The organism is Pseudomonas sp. LBUM1645 (assembly GCF_059716185.1).
In genome coordinates this window covers 2,948,165-2,968,609 of record NZ_CP166811.1, presented here as the reverse complement: position 1 = coordinate 2,968,609, position 20,445 = coordinate 2,948,165, and the positions used below count along the sequence as shown (strand labels likewise).

The window sequence follows — 20,445 nt, the reverse complement described above, 5'->3', positions numbered from 1 at the left end:
ATGTCGACTCCTCTCTCTGCACGGTCACTGCCGCAACCCACCGCCGAAACGGCCGCCTATTGGGCGGCCGCGCAGGAACACCGACTGGTGATCCAGCGCTGCGAAAGCTGCGGCAAGTGCCAGTTTTACCCGCGGGCGTTCTGCATCAGCTGCCTGTCCGACAGCATCGAATGGATCAATGCCAGCGGTCAGGGGCGCATCTACAGCTACACGGTCTGCCGGATCGCGCCCTCGCCGGCCTTCGAGGCTCGGCTGCCCTATGTCGTTGCCTTGATCGACCTCGATGAAGGCGTGCGCATGCTGGCCAACATCCTGGACGCCGACCTTGAGCGCGTCGCCATCGGCGCCCGCGTCAACGTCTGTTTCGAGTCCGTCAGCGAATCCTGCACGCTGCCCCAGTTCACTCTTTTGGATTAGCCGTCACCATGGAAATGATTACCGACCACTTCGATGCCGGCGCCAATCGCCACCCGGATAATGTCTGCCTGCAAGGCACAGGTTTCAGCCTCACCTACGCCGAGGTTCAGGCCGACTCCCATGCCATCGGCCATGCCCTGTCGCTGCTGAACCTGAGTTCGGCCCATGTCGGCGTACTGGCGCCTAATCACCCGCTGAGCTTCGTCGCCATGCTGGGCGCCTTGCGCGCAGGGGCTACGTTCATTCCCCTGAATGCTCGTGACTCGATCGACAGCCTGATCTGGTTCATGAGTTTCACAAAGCTGTCCGTGCTGGTGCTGCACTCCCAGTACGCCGAGCATGCCGAGCGCATCCGCGTGGGTGTGCCGACGCTGACAACCCTGATCGGCCTGGATGAACCCATCGCCGGACTGAGCATCGCCAACTGGTGCCGTGAACACGCCGGCCAACGCTGCACAGTCAGCCAGTCCCTCGACGACACCGCCCTGATCAAGTCCTCGGGGGGCACGACCGGTCGGCCGAAAGCAATCATGCAAAGCCATCGTGCGCTGCTGGCCTGCTACCGCATCAGCAACCAGTTCATGCCGCCGGCGAAAAGTCCGGCGCATCTGGTCGTGGCACCGCTGACCCATGCTGCAGGTGCGACCGCCATGGCACTGTCGAGTTTCGGTACGCGCAACGTGATCGCGCCGTCAGCCGATCCGGGCGCCGTGCTGGAAACCATCGAACGGGAACGCATCACCCACCTGTTCCTGCCGCCAACCCTGATCTACCGACTGCTGTCGCATCCGGATGCCAGGACGCGCGACTGCTCGTCGCTTGAATACGTGATCTACGGGGCCGCGCCAATGTCCGTGGACAAACTGCGTGAAGGCATCGCCCTGTGGGGACCGGTGTTCGTGCAGTGTTATGGCCAATCCGAAGTGCCGGGGGTAATCACGGTGCTGACCCGCGAAGACCACATGCGTGACGGTAAACACCTGGGTTCCGCCGGCCGCCCCACCGGCGCCTGCGAAGTGGTGCTGATGGATGAGGAAGGACGGATTGTCGAGTCCGGCGAGCGCGGGGAGATCGTCGTCCGCGGTGAGTTGGTCGCCCCGGGTTACTACGACAACCCTCAAGCCAATGCCGAGGCACGCCGCTTCGGCTGGCACCACACCGGTGACATCGGCGTATTCGACGAAGGGGGTTACCTGTACATCGTCGATCGAACCAAGGACATGATCATCTCCGGCGGCTTCAACATCTATCCGAGCGAGGTCGAGCAAGTGATCTGGGCACATCCGGCGGTCATGGATTGCGCCGTGGTCGGCATACCCGATCCCGACTGGGGCGAAAAAGTCATCGCCGTCATTGAGCTCAAGGCTGGCGCAAGTGCCACCGCCGAAGAGTTCATCGCGATCTGCCGCGAAAAACTCGGCAGCCTGAAGACACCCAAACACGTGTTGTTCTGGGACAGCCTGCCGCGCAGCCCGGTCGGCAAGGTGTTGAAGAAAGATGTACGTGCGCAGCTCATCGCCCAGGAGCCGCAGCCATGACGATCGACGCTTCCCGCCTGGCCGGCCGTTATGCCATTGTCGGCGTGGGCGAGGCCGGTCTTGGCAAGGCTCAGCCGGGTGACACCGCGCTGTCGCTGCAATGCCGATCGGCACGCGAAGCCTTGCTGGATGCCGGGCTCACGCTCGCCGATGTCGATGGCGTCTTTGCGCACTGGGACGACCGCGCCAATGCGCTGCTGGTGAGCGAGTACCTGGGGATCACGCCGCGCTATGTCGACAGCACGGTAGTGGGCGGCGGCTCGCCGCTCACCCACTTGATTCACGCCATGGCTGCGATCGATGCCGGCCTGTGCTCGGTGGCGCTGGTCACCTACGGCAGCACCCAGCGACTGGATCACAGCCGCAACCGTGGTGGCGCGATCACCGAGCCACGCTCGCCGTCGGGGCAATTTGTTGCGCCTTACGGTGTACTGAGTCCGATCAGTTGGTACGCGATGCTCGCGCAGCAGTATTTGCATCACTATCAGGCGAGCGCAGAGGACCTCGGCGAGGTGGCGATCAACGCCCGGCGCTGGGCGCAATTGAATCCCCAGGCCACGCTGCGCAAACCACTGACGATGGAGGAGTATCTGGCTTCGCCGCTGATCTCGGACCCTTTGCGCAAAGCCGATATCTGTCTGGTCAGCGACGGCGCCGGTGCGTTGATCCTGACCAAAGCCGAACACGCCCGCACGCTGGCCAAGCCCCCCGTCTTCATCCGCGGTTTTGGCGATACCTATCGGCACCACGTGACGCCGCTCAGCCCGACCGACTGGCTCGACCACAGCGTTATCGCCGGCTGCGCCGAACAAGCCCTGCGCATGTCGGGAATCGCGCGCAGCGAGTTGAGCATGGTGCAGATCTATGACGCCTTCACCATCAACGTACTGGTCGCGCTTGAAGCCATGGGTTTCTGCCCGCCGGGCCAGGCGGGCTCGTTCCTGCGCAGCGGCATTGCCGCGCCCGGCGGCGCCTTACCGGTGAATACCTCCGGCGGTGGGCTGGCCTTCAATCACTCCGGTCAGTTCGGCATGCAGTTGATGATCGAATCGGTGCGCCAGCTGCGTGGCGAATGCGGCGAGCGCCAGGTCGCCAATGCCAGCACCTGTCTGGTCCAGGCCAGCGGGCTGCTGATGTCGGCATTCATGTCCATGGTGTTGGCGAAAGAAACCGGTGAATGACGATGAATACCCCAATCCCGATACGCACCATGCAGGCTTTTCGGATGTTCGACTGGCACGACGGCGGCCGTCTGTGCGAAGTGCCGGTGCCGGTTCCCGGCCCGGGTGAAGTGCGCCTGCGGGTCGGCGGCAATGGCCTCTGCCAGTCGGACCTGCATGCGCTGGACGATCTGTGCTGCTCGCCCCCGCACCTGGATGTGCAACTACCGATGACCCTCGGTCATGAGATCGCCGGCTGGATCGACACACTTGGTCCGGGCGTCGACTGCTGGAAGGTCGGTCAGGCATGCGCCGTGAGTACACCCGGCTGCGGTCATTGCCGTGCTTGCCGTGATGGCTGGAATAACTATTGCTCCGCCTCGCGGCGCATCTACGGCGGCGGGTATGACGGCGGGCTGGCCGAATACGTCGTGGTCCATCAGGACTGCCTGGTGGACATCGGCACGCTCGAACCCTGGAAGGCCGCACCGCTGACCGACGCCGGGCTCAGTTCCTACCACGCGGTCAAGCGCGTTGCGCCGCTGCTGCAACCCGGCAGCACCGTATTGGTCATTGGTGTCGGCGGACTGGGGCATATCGCTATCGCCACGCTTGGGGCGATTACGGCGGCCCATGTCATCGCCATTGATACCCGCGTCGAGGCCCTGGGGCTGGCCGTCAGCCAAGGGGTGGATCGGGTGCTGGATGCCACCGGTTTAACACCTGAGCTGTTCCTCAAGCGCATCGGCCGGGTCGATGCGGTTCTGGATTTTGTCGGCAGCGGCGACACCCTGCGTCTGGCTGCCGGTGTGATTCGCCCGCTCGGTCACATCGTGGTGGTCGGGCGCGGACGTGGTGCGTTCGAGTTGCGCGATGGCTCACTGCCCTATGGCGCGATGATCAGCACCACCTTCGGTGGCAGCAAGTCCGAGTTGATGGAGCTCATCGCGCTGGCGTCCACCGGTCGACTACCGATCCATCTGAACCGCCATCGGCTGGATGAAGTGCCAAACGTTCTACGCAAAATGCGCCGCGGCGAAATCGTCGGACGTGCCGTCATCGTTCCCAATGAGACTTACCAATGACTCGCGAACACACCTCACCCGAACAAGAACTGCACGCGCGCCGCGCAAGCACCCTGAAAATGGGCGGTGAAGCCAAGCTTCAGGCACGCCGCGACGCTGGCGTGCTCAACGCACGGGAACGCCTGGCGGAGCTGCTGGACGCCGAGTCGTTCAGCGAAATCGGCATGTTGGCCCACTCTTCCCGCCCCGAAGACCGGGACAGCACCCCCGCCGACGGCAAGATCACCGGTTTTGGCCGCATCGACTCGCGCCGGGTCGCCGTCGTGTCCAACGACATGACGGTCAAAGGCGCGTCGTCCTCGTGGATCAATGCGCGCAAGATCGCCTACATGAAGGAATGTGCCACCCGCAACGGCATGCCGCTGATCTTCCTCGGCGAATCATCCGGCCAGCGCATGCAGGACGCGATGGGCGCGGGCAGCATGGCCGGTGGCGGTCAGGATGCCCAACAATATTGCCGACGCCGCGAAACCCCGTGGGTCAGCGCGGTGCTCGGCGCCTGTTTTGGCTCGGCGAGTTGGTACTCGTGCCTGTCCGACTTCACGGTGATGCGCAAAGGTGCATTGCTCGCCGTCTCCAGCCCCAAGGTCACCTCAGTGGCGATCGGTGAGTCTTCAGACACCGAAGAACTCGGTGGCTGGCGCATGCACGCCGAGATCACCGGGCTGGCCGACATGGTCGTCAACAATGACCAGGAAGCACTGACCGCTATCCGGCGTTTCCTCAGCTACCTTCCCTCCCATTCGAATGAGACGCCGGCCGTGCTGCCCTGTGGGCCCGAGGACCGCCCGGATGCCTCGGGACCTGAAAGCATCGTCCCGGTCGAGCGCACCAAGACCTACGACATGCGCAAACTGCTCGCCACGCTGGTCGATCGCGACAGTCTGTTTCCACTCAAGGACCGCTTCGGTCGCTCGGTGGTCACCGCCCTCGCCCGCCTTGAAGGCGCCAGCATTGGTATCGTCGCTTCCAACCCGCAATTCAAAGGCGGAGCGCTGGACGCCGATGCCTGCCGCAAGGCCACCGGCTTCATCGCCATGTGCGACTCGTTCAACATCCCGCTGGTGTTTCTGGTCGATACGCCTGGTTTCCTGGTGGGCATCGAAGGCGAGAAACGCGCCGCACCCGCACACATCATGAACATGATTCACGCGGTACAACTCTGTTCGGTGCCGAAGCTCTCGGTGATCGTGCGCAAGAGTTTCGGTCAGGCCTATCTGAATTTCGGCGGTGGCCGCAACAGCGACCAGTCGGCCGCCTGGTGCATGGCCGACGTCAGTTTCGTCGACCCCGGCGTTGCGGTCAGCGTCGTGCATGATGTGACCCGCGAATCCGACCCCGAGCGCTATGCCCAGCTACACGCTGAATTCTCAAAAGATACATCGGCCTTTGCCCTGGCCGGTGCGATGGGCACCCACGAGGTGATTGCACCGGGAGAAACCCGGCGCTTTCTCGTCGAGGCACTGGCGGCTCAGTGGCGCGGAATCAATAACGGCATCGGGCGCCATGAAATGCGTACGTGGCCGACTTACTTTTGACCTGCGCACACCACTGACAGACGACGGGACTCTTCACGCTGAATCCCGTCGAGAGGTGCTGAATCCTTTCGTCGGCTGGCATGTGCCCTGGACGGTGCCCCAAGCAGCGCTGGTTACCCCTTAACAGCCGCTTCAATCCCGGCGATGTCGATCTTTCCCATCTCCATCATTGCGTCGAAGGCGCGCTTGGCCGCTGCTTGATCAGGATTGGCTATCGCGGCGCTCAGAACCCGTGGAGTGATCTGCCATGACAATCCCCACTTGTCCTGGCACCAGCCGCATACATTTTCCCGGCCGCCATTTCCGACAATCGCGTTCCACAAACGATCCGTTTCGGCTTGGTCGTCGGTCGCCACCTGGAACGAAAAAGCCTCGTTGTGCTTGACCCCCGAGCCCCCGTTCAGTCCGAGACAAGGGATGCCCATCACCGTGAACTCGACCGTCAGGACATCGCCCTGCTTGCCTGCCGGATAGTCGCCAGGCGCGCGAAGGACAGCTCCCACAGCGCTGTCGGGAAACGTCTCGGCGTAGAACGTCGCTGCGTCCAACGCGGTGCCGTCGTACCACAGACAAATCGTGTTTTTGCTGTTCATCCTGGTTCTCCAGAATCGGAACGGGTTCGTGCATTTTAGCAGCGCATTCAGCGGCACGGCTTTGGCAACTTCAGTAGCTGCTCCGCATTGGAGGCGATAACATCCCGGCCTCGCATGGAGTGTGCGAACACATACTCAAAGGATGAACACATGAGCCGCACCGAACACATCTGCCTGATGGCGACCTATAACAAATGGATGAACGCAAAGATCTATGGGGCAACCAGGTGCTTGTCCGATGATGAGCTCTCAGCCGATAGGAAAGCGTTCTTCAAGTCTATTCTCGGGACGCTAAACCACGTGGCAATCGGAGACACTGTGTGGCTAAAGCGATTCGCCAAACATCCAGCGGACCACTCGGCACTGGAGCCGGTGAGGCAACTTTGCGATCCGGAAAGCCTCGACCAATTGTTGTTCTCTACTATTCCAGAGCTCTCAGTGCATCGAGAGAGACTCGATCAGATAATCGTCGAATGGGCTCACTCTATTACAGAGTCCGATCTAGACCACACTCTCCATTACGCCAGCATGAACGGTGTAGTGTCCGATAAGGATTTTTACAGCCTGGTCATGCATTTTTTCAACCATCAAACCCATCATCGTGGCCAGGTTACTACGCTGCTTTCACAGGCTGGCATTGACGTAGTTGATACAGATTTAGTCTTACTCATTCCATCCCGATCCTGCGTATAAAAAAACTCGTCACCAGGCACCCGATCATTGGGCAGACTTTTGACCTGCATCTCGACTAAAGGACGCGACATTTATGGAAACTCTCTTTGCTCAAATCAGCGAGCGTTTGAACAATCGCCGATTTACGGTAGCGAACAACGCCCACGGGCTATCCGGTGCAGGCACAGTGTTTCATTACCATGTCGAGGAAAATGCCATTTCGGGCACTTACCAAGGCGGCCGGATCCGCATGGGTCATCAAGTCGGGCGCGCGACAGGCCCCGATACCATTGAGCTTCTTTTTCAGTGCTTGACTACGGATGGCGAGATGCTTGCCGGCTGGTCGCGTGGCACGGTAGGCGTTGATCACGCAGGACGTACCACTCTGACCTTCGTATGGGGTTGGTTGTCGGGCGCGACGGGAGGTGGCGAGTCTAGCTACGTCGAGCTTGCCGCGTAGCGGTTAAGGATTTTTTGATAATTGCGCGTCCAACGCCGAGCCATCACCTAAGCTCTAAAGGGAGATTTTGCGCTGCTGCAGATTGATAGCATCACGCTATGGAACACGCTCTGTTAATGCGATTTCCATGGACTGAAATCCTCGAATCCAGCCGATGCCAAGAAGGTAGCCATCCACCCGAAAAGGAGCCACTCATGTTCAAGCCCGGTCACCTGAACCGTACTAATGCTCCTGGCACTCCCGGAGTCCCGGAATACAACATTGATGTCTTCTATGAAGTCCGCCGCGACCCCAAGGAAGGCATGCTGATGCACTTCAAGATGGACGGAGCGGTATCAGGTAAAAGCTTCACTGAAGAATTCGATATGCACCGCGACACGGCCTTCAACTTTGCCAGCCGCGTGGCAAAGGCTGCGGCCAAGCATGGAGTGCCCGCCAATGCCAGTCTCATCATGCGCGGGCACAAGGAATACGACGCGATGTTCGAGGATATTCGCGACAAACTCGGCGTCCAGCCAGGCGATCCAGTCGATCTGGATAACGCTGAGAAAGACCGTCGTTGAGTGACGCCAATATCACTCAGCGCGCCGCGTCCACCGGATGGATCACGAGGTAGCTGTCGACGGCATCGTCGATGGTTGGAAAAAACGCCGATTCGCCAAACCGTGCGAATAACCCGAATCGCTTCAGCTTGTCCTTGACCGGGTCCTTCATCTCGGCCACGCACAACTTGATGCCCGCCGCGTGCAAGGTGTCGTCCAGTTCAGCCAGCATGTCGGCGGAGGTCACGTCCACACTGGTGACGGGTTCCGCCGCAACGACCAACCAGCGCACGGGCGTAGGCGATGCCGCTACTGCGGCGAGCACTCGGTCATTGAACAGTTCGGCGTTGGCGAAAAACAGCGGCGCATCCCAGCGAAACAGCACCAGGCCGGGGATAAGGCGCGCGTCCGGATAACGCTGGATGTCGTGGTAGCCCTTGACCCCCTTGGCTTGCCCCAGCACCGCGGAATACGGCCGCCAGCCATCCCACAGAAATTCGATAACGGCGATCACGATGGCCAGCCCGATGCCCTCGATCGCACCGAACACGGCCACACCGACGGTGCAGACGATCGACAACCAGAACTCCCAGCGCTGGATGCGATAAATGCGTCGCAGGTCGGCGATTTCAATCAGGCCGATGGCCGACGCGATCACGACCGCTGCCAGTGCACTGCTGGGCAAGCTCTGCAACAGGTTCGGCGCCACCATCAGTAATAAGGCAACTGCCAACGCGCCGACAACGCCGGTCAACTGGGTTTTGGCGCCTGCGGCTTCGGCCACGGGGGTGCGTGACGAACTGCTGCTGATTGGAAAGCCCTGGAAAAATCCAGCTGCCAGATTGGCAAAACCGAGCCCTGCCATCTCCTGGTTCGGGTCCACGTAGGTACGGGTCCGTGCCGCATAGACACGCGAGAGCACGCTGGTGTCGGCGAACGACACCAGGGCCACGGCGCAACCGCCGATAAGCACGGGGACAATATCGGCGCGGGTGATCCAGGGGATGGCGAACGCAGGTAAACCTTGTGGAAGAGCACCGAGGACCGACACCCCCGCACGCGTGCCAAGGTCTAGCACACCCACGGCGACGGTCGCGCCTGCCACGGCGATCAAGATCCCCGGCACGCGCTTGAAGCCCTTGAGCAGCAGGATCACGACCAAGGTGGCTGCGCCGATCATGAACGCGGTCCAGTTGGTTTTTCCATCCATCACCGCGGTGGCGATAGCCCATATGTTTCTCAGCGGACCATCGGACTCAATCGAAAAACCGAAAAACTTGGGCAGTTGGCTGATCAATACGGTCAGCGCGATGCCGTTCATGTACCCGTAGCGGATCGGCTTGGACAGCAACTCCGTAATGAAGCCCAAACGCATGATGCCCGCCAGGATGCACACGGCGCCTGAAACGATCGCCATCATGCCCGCAAGGGCGACAGCGCGATGCGGGTCGCCGCCCGACAGAGGCAGGACGACCGCCAGGATAACGGCGGCCAATGAGGAATCCGGGCCCAGCACCAGAATCCGGCTAGGCCCGAACAATGCGTAAGCGAGTAGCGGAACGATGGTCGCGTAGAGGCCATAGATTCCGGGTACGCCCGATGCCACGGCGTAGGCAATGCCGACGGGTACCAACATCGTGGTGAGCACCAGCCCGGCCATGATGTCGTGACGCAACCAGGCAACCTGATATCCGCGCAGCGTGCGAAGCCCAGGAAGCCAGCGGCCCCAGCCGGTTTCGTCGCCGGTATTGCGGCGTGCAATCCGGCCCGGTTCCGGGACGGGAGGCGAAGAGTCCGAATCGCTCATAGAGCTGTGGCCTATAGGTGTACAGCGCAGAGTCGCTTACACGTTCCCGTCAGAATTTTTCGGGAACCCGCCGGTGCGGATAATCCGGGTCGCGATAGCCGCCTGGCTTCTGCCGTTTGGGCAATATCACCTTCTCGCGCGGTACATCCTTGTAGGGGATGCGGCTGAGCAAATCGGTGATGATGTTCAGGCGCGCCCGCCGCTTGTCGTTGGAGTTGGCCACCAGCCATGGGGCATGATCGGTGTCGGTTGCCTTGAACATGTCGTCACGCGCGCGTGAATAGTCATACCAGCGGCTGTATGACTTGAGATCCATTGGGGTCAGCTTCCAGATTTTGCGCCCATCCTTGATGCGCTCCTGAAGCCGGCGGGTCTGCTCATCTTCACTGACTTCCAGCCAATACTTGAGCAGAATCACGCCCGAGTCGACGATTGCACGCTCCACCAGAGGCGTTGTCTTCAGGAAACTGGCAACCTGCTGTTTAGTGCAGAACCCCATCACCCGCTCGACGCCCGCCCGGTTGTACCAACTGCGATCGAAAATCACCACTTCGCCCGCCGCGGGCAGGTACGGCAGGTAACGCTGGACATACATTTGGCTTTTCTCTCGATCACTCGGCGCCGTTAGCGCCACCACCCGAAAGACACGCGGGCTGACGCGCTCGGTAATCGCCTTGATCGTTCCGCCCTTGCCAGCGCCATCGCGCCCCTCGAAGACGATGCAGAGCTTGATGCCCTTGGCTTTTACCCACTCCTGTAACTTGACCAGTTCGACGTGCAGGGTGCGCAGTTGCTCAAGGTAATCCTTGCTTTTCAGCTTCGGGCTTTCAGCAGATTTACTTTTAGGGGCTTTTTTCTTGTCCTTTGCCATGATCCAGACCTCACCAATAAACAGCGTAGGGTTGCAATCTGCTCATCCGCCGAGCGCGATGATCGCAGTGATCAGTACAGCGCCGGTGACTGCCATCGCAAGACCGCCTTGCCACGGTTTTGCGCCGGCGTACTTCGAGAGTATCCAACCAGCGATGAACAGCACTCCGAGTCCAACCAGGTTAGACACGCGCACGGCGAGCGCCGTCTGGTCGAGCAACAGAAACGGCACGACAAGCGGGAATGTCGATAACACCACCAACAGGAAAACGCCGACAGCGCCCCTGAAATCATCCCAACCGAGGCGCGGTTGTACCGGCATGGATGAATAATCGACCAGGCGACGACGCAACGATTCCAACTCTTCAGGGCCCGCCGCCGCTGCGAGACGCGGGGGTAATGCCTCAGCAACGAGCGCTTGCCCGGCGGCTGCATCCGTCGCATCGCGCAGGCTGGTGCGAAGTGTACGGTTGCGCGTGCGCTCGATCAGGGTTCGCAGCAAATACATCACGGCGTCCGCGAGTCCCCAGGCGAGGTTGCAACCCAGCGCGGCGATCATCATCGTGCGCTCCGCCTCCTGGCCAGACGTGGCCACGCTGATGGTTCCGGTGAAGGTCATTGCCATCAGCAGGCCGAAGATGACCTCCGTGACACGATCGACCGGATCAAGAACACGGGCCCGCTTTTGCTCTCCAGTGCTTTGCATACGCTCATCCTCGCCACGGCTGCGTCAGCGTGATGCCCTTTGCATCAAGTCACAGGCCAGAGCACGGGTCTTTTTTCCAGGGAGGTTTCAACCCAATTCAGTGTAGTTTGAAAAGGCCTTTTCGCTCCTGTGGCCATACTGATCAGTCAAGGCGCCTCTTTGCTCTGGTCTTTCAACGTCTGCGCAGCCTCGGCTTTCGCCGCATTGGCTTGCATGATCAATTGGTAGGCAATGTAGTACTTGTAGATATTACTGACGTAGGTAACCGTCTCCGCACCGATCTTCTCGGCGGCAACGTACTCAACGTTGTGGAACCAGACGTTCGGGTCCAGCCCACGGAGGGCGGCTTCTTTGCGAAGTTTGGAAATCCTGCCCGCCCCTGCGTTGTAAGAAGCGAACGCGAACAGGGCCTTGTCCAGGTTGCTCATGGGCTCCTTGCCATAATACTGGTCGATCATCCAGCGCATGTACTTGATCCCGGCGTTAATGTTTGGCTCGACTTCAGCAATGTTGCCAACGCCGAGCTCCTTGCCGGTGGCAGGCATGACCTGCATGACACCAATGGCGCCCACCTTGCTCTTGGCTGCCTGATTCAGTTGAGATTCCTGGTACCCCTGGGCTGCCATCAGTAACCAGTCCACGTCGTACTTGTCCCCGTACCGCTGGAAGTACTGAACCAATGCGACAAATTTCTTGCGTTCGGACTCGGAGACAGACGCTTTTACATATTTTTCGTTTTTAAAATAACGCGTCAGAATCATGTTCCCGAGGGTGGTCCCTTGGCCGTGACGAGCAATGAAATCGTTGGCGGTGGCCTGCAGCTGCGGGCTGCCCTTGCGAATCGCCCAGGCAATCTCGCCGCCGGTGCGTAACGCGACGTCATCATGCACCGTGATAGCCGGGAAGACCTTTTTCCAGAAGTCCGCTTTGTGCTTGTCCACGACGATGAGAGGAATCATGCCGGCGCTCAGCATCTCGATCAGGTCCTCGTCCTCCAGGGCTTCCGGTGCCTCCTTGAGGACGACCGCCGGTTTGTTCTCGCTGGCGAAACGCTGGTTGAGGGCCATCAAACTCTCGTAATAACTGGAAGACTTGCGAACGAAGACCACTTGTCCCGCCAACGCGTCCACACTGGACACCGCGGGCGAGCCGGGGCCTGAGACCAGCACCTCTCTGACGTTGTGATAGACGGGTGAAGTGAAATCAACCAGTTGCTTGCGTTCCTCCGTCACGGTCAGGTTAGACGCCGCAATATCGCCTTTGCCGGCAGCCAGCGCCGGCAGCAACTCATCCCGAGCGACGGGAATCAACATCACCCGTACTTTCAGCGCCTTGTGCTTGAGCTTTTTATCCTTGGCCAGTTGCTTGTTCAGATCCTCCTCGAATACGCGAAAAAAGTCGTAAGTCGTACCGCGCTGGACACCTCTGTCGACAAAGTAAAAAGTCTTGCTGTAAACCGTCAGGACTCGGATGACCTGTCGCTCGATCATCCCGTCGAGATCGCCAGTCCACGGCTTCATCGCGCTATCGGTCGGGAGGGTCAGTTGATCACGCTGCGGTGCCTCGGGGGATACCGTCGCTTCGGTTGCGGCATGGATCGGGCCGGTAAAAAGAGCAAATGCGAGCGCCGCAACGACGTTGATGATCAGCGCTGAGCGTGCAGAGGAATGAGCCGTAAGGTGTGTGACCCAATCGCGGATTCCCAACATGATCAGTGCTCCACACGTTGTTTTCGTCTGACGTGTTCCAGCGGCTACATCCCTGACTTCAGCCGTGCCAGGATGGCCAAGACCTTATATCCGCAAGCACACAGAAAAGCTTAGTTCAGACTAGCCTGTCACAACGCGACGTATCGACAACGACTAAACTTTTGCGATTGAACCTTGTTTCCCAAGGAGATCTCTGTGAGCGCCGCGTCCCTCTCTGAACTCGATGCCGCCCTGCCCGGTCTGGCCCGCAAGATCCGCGTGCTGGATGCCCTGGCCTGGCCGGATGGGGTCGAAGAAGTATTCCTGACACGTTGGCGCGCCGGGCAGGCAGAACTGCCCAAGGTCGAGCTGCGCCCGCGCGATCACAGCGCCGACATCGCCGCCCTCGAAGCCTTTATCGGCCGCTGCGATGAGGGCCATCCGGCCGGGCGCCACCTCGCCATGACGGCGCGCAGCTATGCCACGGCTGGGCACATGCTCGGTGCCATCGGCACACCCGCCTTTACTCAGTATTCGTCAGCGCTGTACCGGCGCCCGGACTTCTACTACCCGAGCCAGAAATTGAGCATGCTGGACGCGGCCCAATTCTTCCTCAAGACCACCGACGCCCTTCTGGGCGGTGCGCGGATTCCACCGAGCCCGGCCGAAATCCCGGCCGAGGTCTTCGCCGCCTGGATGCAGCCGGAACTGGACCGCTTCTTCGGCCCGGGCCGGATCACCGTCGTGCTCGATCCGACCCTGGCCGCCAAGGCCATCGCCGGGTCCAGTCGCATCCGCCTGCGTGCCAGCGCCCTGTTCTCGGAACTGGACAAGAACCAGCTGTTGCAGCATGAAGCCTTCGTGCATGTCGCCACGGCACAAAATGGCGCGCTGCAACCCAACCTCAAAAGCCTGGGCCTGGGGGCGCCACGCACGACCCAGACTCAGGAGGGCATCGCCACCCTGGCCGAGTTGTTCACCGGCAGCATGGACATCAACCGCCTGCGCCGCCTCGCCCTGCGCGTGCTCGCGGTCCAGCAGGCGCTGGATGGCGCCGATTTCATCCAGGTATTCGAAGGTTTTCTCGCCGCTGGTCAGTCACAGGAAGAATCCTTCCGCTCGACCCAGCGGGTGTTCCGCGGCGCCGACCTGCGCGGCGGCTCGGCGTTCACCAAGGATGCCGCCTACCTGACCGGTTTGCTCGGCGTGCATACCCTATTGCGCATCGCGATCCGCGACAACCGGCCGGAACTGGTGGGCCATCTGTTCGCCGGGCGCCTCAGCCTGGGGGACACCGTTCGCTTGGCGCCGCTCTTCGAGTCCGGCTGGCTCCAGGGACCGGTCCATGTCCCGGCCTGGGCCTCCGATCTGCGTTTGCTCGCCGCCAACCTGGCGTTCTCCGCTTTTATTTCCCGAATCAAGCTGGATGTACTCGATCTGGAGGTGCTCATGGCATTCGCCGATGAGCATGAAGCCGATGCCAGCGCCTAGCGTTTAAAGGGAGAGCCACCGAACCAAACGCTCTGCATCAGTTATTTATACTCAAATGCCAGCTTAATAATATTTTACCGATACCAGGGTGATCCCTAGTCTTGACCCCAAGAAATGGCAGGCCGTTACCGACCTAAATCCAACTTCGAAGGGTATAGAGATGACCACTGAAAAAATAAAAACAGATACGCTGATTGTTGGCGCCGGTCAGGCTGGCGTGGCCATGAGTGAACACTTGAGCAAACTCGGCGTGCCGCACCTGGTGCTGGAGCGCAACCGTATCGCCGAACGCTGGCGCACCGGGCGCTGGGATTCGTTGGTGGCCAACGGTCCGGCCTGGCATGACCGCTTTCCCGGTCTCGATTTCGACGATCTCAGCCCCGACGAGTTTGCCCCGAAAGAGCGGGTCGCCGACTACTTCGAAGCCTACGCCAAGAAATTCAACGCGCCGATCCGCACCGGCGTGGACGTGCTGAAGGTTGAGCGCAATGTCGGTCGCCCGGGTTTCACCATTGAAACCTCTGAAGGCGTGATCGAGGCCAACCGCGTGGTGGCTGCCACCGGGCCATTCCAGCGCCCTGTCATCCCGCCGATCGCACCGAAAGATCAGCCATTCGTGCAGATCCACTCCGCCGACTATCGCAACCCAGCGCAACTGCCCGAAGGCGCTGTTCTGGTGGTCGGCGCCGGTTCGTCGGGCGTGCAAATCGCCGATGAACTGCAGCGTGCTGGCAAGAAGGTTTACCTCTCGGTGGGTGCACACGACCGTCCTCCTCGCGCCTATCGCAACCGTGATTTCTGCTGGTGGCTGGGTGTGCTGGGCGAATGGGATCAGGCCGCCATGAAACCCGGCCGGGAACACGTCACCATCGCAGTCAGCGGTGCACATGGCGGCCGCACGGTGGACTTTCGTGGTCTGGCCCATCGCGGCATGACGCTGGTGGGTTTGACCCAATCGTTCAGCGGCGGCGTAGCGACTTTTCAACCGAACCTTGCCGAGAACCTGGCGCGCGGCGATGAGAACTATCTGGCGCTGCTCAATGCCGCCGATGCCTACATCGAGCGCAATGGCCTGGACCTGCCGGAAGAGCCTGAAGCCCGTATTACCTTTTCCGATCCGGAGTGCGTGACCAACCCGATTCTTCAGCTCGACCTGGCCAAGGCCGGCGTGACCTCGATCATCTGGGCCACCGGTTTTGCCACGGATTACAGCTGGCTCAAGGTTGACGCCTTCGACGACAACGGCAAACCGGCGCATCAGCGCGGCGTGTCGAGCGAAGCTGGCGTGTATTTCCTCGGCCTGCCGTGGCAGTCCCGTCGCGGGTCTTCGTTCATCTGGGGCGTTTGGCACGACGCCAAGTACGTGGCTGATCACATCGCCATCCAGCGTTCATACCTCGACTACCACGACGCCGCGCAACGCGAGGCTGAAACCGTCCCGGCCGTCCATAAAGCAACTGTCAGCGCTTGAGCCATTTTTCTTTAGGAGCTTCAAATGTCCACGCCAACCCATACCCGCATTCGCATGTTCAACACCAAGGAAACCTACCCGAACCAGAGCCTGGACAATGATTTGTGCCAAGCCGTCCGGGCCGGCAACACCGTTTATGTTCGCGGCCAGGTCGGGACTGATTTCGAAGGCAATCTGGTAGGCCTCGGTGATCCGCGAGCGCAAACCGAGCAAGCCATGCGCAACGTCAAACAGCTGCTGGAAGAAGCCGGCAGCGACCTTAGCCATATCGTTAAAACCACCACCTACCTGATCGATCCGCGGTATCGCGAGCCGGTGTATCAGGAAGTGGGGAAATGGCTTAAAGGGGTGTTCCCGATCTCGACCGGGCTAGTGGTGTCGGCGTTGGGGCAACCGCAGTGGTTGATGGAGATTGATGTGATTGCGGTGATTCCTGAGTAAGCAGGTTTACCGAGTCGCGGCCATCGCGAGCAAGCTTTGCTCCTACAGCGGATCTTCAGTGCGACGACTATCCCGTAGGAGCAAAGCTTGCTCGCGATGAGGCCAGCACAGACACCACCTCAGCCAAGGCAAACCAAGGAGCAAAACCATGACCTTCTCCATCGCCGCCCGTTGCCCCGAAACCGGTCAGTTCGGCATTGCGATCAGTTCCTCAAGCATCGCCGTCGGCGCCCGCTGCCCCTGGCTGCTGCCGGGTGTCGGCGCCGTCTCCACACAAAACATCACCCTGCCCTCCCTCGGCCCCGAAGCCCTCGCCCTCATGGAACAAGGCCTTACACCGGCCGAGGCGTTGGACAAAGTCCTGACCCGCAACGGCTACAGCCAATATCGCCAGATCACCGCGATTGACCATCTAGGCCGCACCGCGCATTTCAGCGGCGCGCAGACCCTGGGCAACCACAACGCCGTGTCCGGCGATCAATGCGTCGCTGCCGGCAACATGCTGGCGGACCGATCAGTGATCGAGGCCATGGTCGAGGCATTCGAACATGGCGAAGGCCAACTGACCGACCGCTTGCTCGCGGCCATGAAAGCGGCCATCGCGGCGGGCGGCGAAGCCGGGCCGGTGCATTCGGCGGCGGTGGTGGTCGTCGGCGAGTTGACCTGGCCGATCATCAACCTGCGAGTGGATTGGGCGGATCACGACCCAATCGGTCAATTGGAGAAACTCTGGGACGCCTATCGCCCACAGGTTCAGGACTACATCGACCGCGCCCTCGCCCCCGACAAATCCCCCGGCTACGGTGTCGCCGGAGACGACCGATGAGTAACAGCCTCGATTTGCTTAAAACGTTGGTGGCCTTCGACACCACGAGCCGCGAATCAAACCTGCACCTCATCGAGTTCGTCCGCGACTACCTCGAACGCTTCGACGTGCCTTGCGAACTGGTCTACAACGATCAGCGCAGCAAGGCCAATCTGTTCGCGACCATTGGCCCAGCGGACCGGCCGGGCATCGTGTTGTCGGGGCACACCGACGTGGTGCCCGTCGACGGCCAGCCGTGGACTGTTGCGCCGTTCGAACTCACCGAGCGGGATGGCAAACTGTACGGACGCGGCACGGCGGACATGAAAGGCTACATCGCTTGCGTGCTCGCGTTGGTCCCGTCACTGGTAAAGGCCACGCTGCGGGTGCCGGTGCACATCGCGCTGTCCTACGATGAAGAAGTCGGCTGCCTCGGTGTGCGTTCGTTGCTGTCGGAATTGGAAAAGCGTCCAGTCAAACCGATGCTCTGCATCATTGGCGAACCGACCGAGCTCAAACCCGTACTCGGCCATAAGGGCAAACTGGCAATGCGCTGCGATATTCACGGTGAAGCATGCCATTCGGCGTACGCGCCGCTTGGGGTCAATGCGATTGAATACGCCGCCGAACTGATCGGTGAACTGGGGCGGATTGGCAACCGGCTCAAGGCGCCGGAACATCACGACGCGCGTTTCGACCCGCCGTTCAGTACGGTGCAAACCGGTGTGATTTCTGGCGGCAAGGCGTTGAACATCGTCCCGGCGGATTGCCGCTTCGACTTTGAAATCCGCGCCCTGCCCTCGCATGATCCAAGTGAGGTTGCGCAGGAGCTGAAGGCCTACGCCGAGCAACAAGTATTGCCGCGCATGCGTGCGGTGAGCGATCAGAGCGAAATCCGTTTTAGTGAGTTGTCGGCGTATCCCGGTTTGGCGACTGATGCGCACAGCGAAGCGGCTGAGTTGATTGCTGCGTTCTCAGACTCTCGAGAATTTGGCACCGTAGCGTTCGGAACCGAGGGCGGCCTATTCGACGCAGCAGGCATTCCCACCGTCGTCTGCGGCCCCGGCAGCATGGATCAAGGCCATAAACCCGACGAATTCGTCAGCCTGGCGCAATTGAACGGTTGCGACGCCATGCTCCATCGGATGCTGCTATCAATCAGCGAATAACAAAGATTTTGAACACCCCAAAATCCCCTGTGGGAGCGAGCTTGCTCGCGATAGCGGTCTGTCAGCCAAATCAATTTTGACTGTCAGGCCCTCATCGTCGGATCGCCGCCCGGAGCAAGCTCGCTCCCACAATGCCGCATTCGCAGATAACTCTGTGGCGAGGGAGCTTGCTCCCGCTTGAGTGCGCAGCACTCACAAAAATGGCCAGTCAACCCGCAGAATTTTAGGGCCGCTACGCAGCCCAGCGCGAGCAAGCTCGCTCGCCACAAAACAGCGCTCGGCTGGGGAATTCCCAAACGCCACAGACATACATTTTTTAGCGTCTATACCCACAAACTTACTAATTTATCTCTCACTCCCCACCGCACATTATCAACTCCAACAAGAAAAGCGTCGCCCCCGCGTGGCGCTCACCGAAGTACGTCCACGTACTCAAATTGCCTTGGAGTCCGTCATGGTTACCGCAGCAACAACCTCCGCCCCGCTCATCGAAAAACACACCATCGGCTACGTGCCGCCCGAAGATCGCCACGGCAAAACCCGCGACCTGTTCACCCTCTGGTTCGGCGGCAACATCGCGCCGTTGCCCATCGTCACCGGCGCCCTCGGTGTGCAAATGTTCCACCTCAACCTGGTGTGGGGCATCGTCGCCATCCTCGTTGGCCACCTGGTCGGCGGCGTGCTGATGGCGCTGCACTCAGCGCAAGGCCCGCAGATGGGCATTCCGCAGATGATCCAGAGCCGCGCCCAGTTCGGCTCGCTCGGCGCACTGCTGGTGGTGCTGATCGCCGGCATCATGTACATCGGCTTCTTCGCCTCCAACATCGTCCTCGCCGGCAAATCCCTGCACGGCGTGGTCGACAGCGTGCCCGTGCCGATCGGCATCGTCATCGGCGCTCTCGGTTCGGGCATCATCGGCATCATCGGCTACCGCTTCATTCACGTGCTCAACCGCATCGGTACCTGGGTGCTCGGCGCCGGCATCGTGCTGGGCTTCGGCTACATCTTCACCCACGTGCAGACCGCCGACTTCCTCACCCGCGGCAGCTTCAACATCTCCGGCTGGCTCGCCACCGTCTCGCTCGCCGCACTCTGGCAAATCGCCTTCGCGCCCTACGTCTCCGACTACTCGCGCTACCTGCCGGCCAACGTGCCCGTGGCCGCAACGTTCTGGACCACTTACCTTGGCACCGTCCTCGGCTCCAGCCTCTCGTTCATCTTCGGCGCCGTCGCCGTCCTCGCCACGCCCGTCGGCATGGACACCATGGACGCCGTCAAACTCGCCACCGGCTCCATCGGCCCACTGATGCTCGTGCTGTTCCTGCTCAGCGTCATCAGCCACAACGCCCTCAACCTCTACGGCGCCGTACTGTCGCTGATCACCCTGATCCAAACCTTCGCCTACCGCTGGATCCCCACCGCCAAAAGCCGCGCCGTCCTCTCAATCATCGTCCTCGCCGCCTGCTGCTTCGCCGCCGTCGGCGCCTCCGCCAACTTCATCGGCCACTTCGTCGACATGGTGCTGGTTCTGCTCGTGGTACTGGTGCCGTGGACCGCGATCAACCTGATCGACTTCTACGCCATTCACAAAGGTCAGTACGACATCGGCTCGATCTTCAAGGTCGATGGCGGGATTTACGGACGGTACAACCCGCAGGCGTTGTTGGCGTATGCGATCGGGATCGTGGTACAGATTCCGTTTATGAATACGCCGCTGTATGTCGGGCCGATTTCGGAGCACATCAATGGGGCTGACTTGTCCTGGCTGGTGGGGTTGTTGGTGACTTCACCGTTGTATTTCTGGCTGGCCAACCGCGACAGCGCCTACAAGCGTCGGTTGTCGAGTGGGAAACTCGCTAGCAGCATGTAAGCGTGAAACACCGGGGCGGACCACGATTTCAAGAACCGTTTTACGGAGAAATCGTGGACCGTCCTTCATGCGGTTGGCAGGAAAAGATCGAGACGCAGATGTATGCTTCGCTCGCTCGATAG

19 protein-coding genes are annotated in these 20,445 nt (G+C 60.6%); 14 read left to right on the top strand and 5 right to left on the bottom strand.

Annotation, left to right across the window (positions count from 1 at the left end):
* Genes ACA079_RS13365 through ACA079_RS13345 form a run of 5 tightly spaced genes read left to right on the top strand, consistent with a single transcriptional unit; the run spans position 1 to position 5,738 of the window.
* Positions 1 to 417, top strand: a complete 417-nt coding sequence (locus ACA079_RS13365; protein WP_497703861.1) for a Zn-ribbon domain-containing OB-fold protein — start codon at positions 1 to 3, stop codon at positions 415 to 417.
* A gap of 8 nt (positions 418 to 425) precedes the next feature.
* On the top strand, positions 426 to 1,955 hold the full coding sequence (locus ACA079_RS13360) for an AMP-binding protein (protein WP_497703860.1): 1,530 nt from the start codon (positions 426 to 428) through the stop codon (positions 1,953 to 1,955).
* Positions 1,952 to 3,136, top strand: coding sequence for a thiolase C-terminal domain-containing protein (locus ACA079_RS13355; RefSeq protein ID WP_497703859.1), 1,185 nt, complete (start codon positions 1,952 to 1,954; stop codon positions 3,134 to 3,136). Before ACA079_RS13360 ends, ACA079_RS13355 begins: the two co-directional genes overlap by 4 nt.
* 2 nt (positions 3,137 to 3,138) lie before the next feature.
* Entirely contained in the window at positions 3,139 to 4,200 is a 1,062-nt protein-coding gene (locus ACA079_RS13350) for an alcohol dehydrogenase catalytic domain-containing protein (protein WP_497703858.1), read from the top strand.
* Positions 4,197 to 5,738 (top strand): acyl-CoA carboxylase subunit beta, encoded by a 1,542-nt coding sequence (locus ACA079_RS13345; RefSeq protein ID WP_497703857.1) that lies wholly within the window; start codon positions 4,197 to 4,199, stop codon positions 5,736 to 5,738. The genes ACA079_RS13350 and ACA079_RS13345 overlap by 4 nt, the downstream gene beginning before the upstream one ends.
* 113 nt (positions 5,739 to 5,851) lie before the next feature.
* On the opposite strand, the gene ACA079_RS13340 is transcribed toward ACA079_RS13345, so the two are convergent.
* Positions 5,852 to 6,331 (bottom strand): VOC family protein, encoded by a 480-nt coding sequence (locus tag ACA079_RS13340; protein ID WP_497703856.1) that lies wholly within the window; start codon positions 6,329 to 6,331, stop codon positions 5,852 to 5,854.
* 150 nt (positions 6,332 to 6,481) lie between these two features.
* Between ACA079_RS13340 and ACA079_RS13335 the strand changes: the two genes are divergently transcribed.
* From ACA079_RS13335 to ACA079_RS13325, 3 genes are all read left to right on the top strand, one after another.
* A complete protein-coding gene (locus tag ACA079_RS13335) occupies positions 6,482 to 7,024 on the top strand; it encodes a DinB family protein (RefSeq protein WP_497703855.1) in 543 nt (180 codons plus the stop codon).
* A 73-nt stretch (positions 7,025 to 7,097) separates the two neighbouring features.
* On the top strand, positions 7,098 to 7,463 hold the full coding sequence (locus tag ACA079_RS13330) for an avidin-fold protein (RefSeq protein ID WP_497703854.1): 366 nt from the start codon (positions 7,098 to 7,100) through the stop codon (positions 7,461 to 7,463).
* Positions 7,464 to 7,657: 194 nt separating this feature from the next.
* Positions 7,658 to 8,026: a DUF5064 family protein gene (locus ACA079_RS13325; protein WP_497703853.1), complete on the top strand. Its 369-nt coding sequence runs from the start codon at positions 7,658 to 7,660 to the stop codon at positions 8,024 to 8,026.
* A gap of 16 nt (positions 8,027 to 8,042) precedes the next feature.
* On the opposite strand, the gene ACA079_RS13320 is transcribed toward ACA079_RS13325, so the two are convergent.
* The 4 genes from ACA079_RS13320 to ACA079_RS13305 form a co-directional block, all read right to left on the bottom strand.
* Positions 8,043 to 9,812, bottom strand: a complete 1,770-nt coding sequence (locus tag ACA079_RS13320; protein WP_497703852.1) for a SulP family inorganic anion transporter — start codon at positions 9,810 to 9,812, stop codon at positions 8,043 to 8,045.
* Positions 9,813 to 9,861: 49 nt separating this feature from the next.
* Positions 9,862 to 10,683 (bottom strand): polyphosphate kinase 2, encoded by an 822-nt coding sequence (gene ppk2 / locus ACA079_RS13315; RefSeq protein ID WP_497703851.1) that lies wholly within the window; start codon positions 10,681 to 10,683, stop codon positions 9,862 to 9,864.
* A gap of 42 nt (positions 10,684 to 10,725) precedes the next feature.
* On the bottom strand, positions 10,726 to 11,388 hold the full coding sequence (locus ACA079_RS13310) for a hypothetical protein (RefSeq protein WP_497703850.1): 663 nt from the start codon (positions 11,386 to 11,388) through the stop codon (positions 10,726 to 10,728).
* A 146-nt stretch (positions 11,389 to 11,534) separates the two neighbouring features.
* Positions 11,535 to 13,097 carry an MltF family protein gene (locus tag ACA079_RS13305; RefSeq protein ID WP_497703849.1) on the bottom strand — a complete coding sequence of 521 codons (1,563 nt, stop codon included), beginning with the start codon at positions 13,095 to 13,097 and terminating at the stop codon, positions 11,535 to 11,537.
* A 195-nt stretch (positions 13,098 to 13,292) separates the two neighbouring features.
* On the opposite strand from ACA079_RS13305, the gene ACA079_RS13300 reads away from it, so the two are divergent.
* The 6 genes from ACA079_RS13300 to ACA079_RS13275 all read left to right on the top strand — a co-directional run bounded on the left by ACA079_RS13300 (position 13,293) and on the right by ACA079_RS13275 (position 20,323).
* Positions 13,293 to 14,567 carry a peptidase MATCAP family protein gene (locus ACA079_RS13300; RefSeq protein WP_497703848.1) on the top strand — a complete coding sequence of 425 codons (1,275 nt, stop codon included), beginning with the start codon at positions 13,293 to 13,295 and terminating at the stop codon, positions 14,565 to 14,567.
* 160 nt (positions 14,568 to 14,727) lie between these two features.
* Positions 14,728 to 16,038 (top strand): flavin-containing monooxygenase, encoded by a 1,311-nt coding sequence (locus tag ACA079_RS13295; protein WP_497703847.1) that lies wholly within the window; start codon positions 14,728 to 14,730, stop codon positions 16,036 to 16,038.
* A gap of 24 nt (positions 16,039 to 16,062) precedes the next feature.
* A complete protein-coding gene (locus ACA079_RS13290) occupies positions 16,063 to 16,479 on the top strand; it encodes a RidA family protein (protein WP_008027166.1) in 417 nt (138 codons plus the stop codon).
* A 148-nt stretch (positions 16,480 to 16,627) separates the two neighbouring features.
* Positions 16,628 to 17,305, top strand: a complete 678-nt coding sequence (locus ACA079_RS13285) for a DUF1028 domain-containing protein (protein WP_415756679.1) — start codon at positions 16,628 to 16,630, stop codon at positions 17,303 to 17,305.
* The gene (gene argE / locus ACA079_RS13280; protein WP_497703846.1) at positions 17,302 to 18,453 is read left to right on the top strand and encodes an acetylornithine deacetylase; all 1,152 of its coding nucleotides are present in this window, start codon (positions 17,302 to 17,304) and stop codon (positions 18,451 to 18,453) included. Before ACA079_RS13285 ends, argE begins: the two co-directional genes overlap by 4 nt.
* A gap of 454 nt (positions 18,454 to 18,907) precedes the next feature.
* Positions 18,908 to 20,323, top strand: a complete 1,416-nt coding sequence (locus ACA079_RS13275; protein WP_497703845.1) for a purine-cytosine permease family protein — start codon at positions 18,908 to 18,910, stop codon at positions 20,321 to 20,323.
* Positions 20,324 to 20,445: the final 122 nt, after the last annotated feature.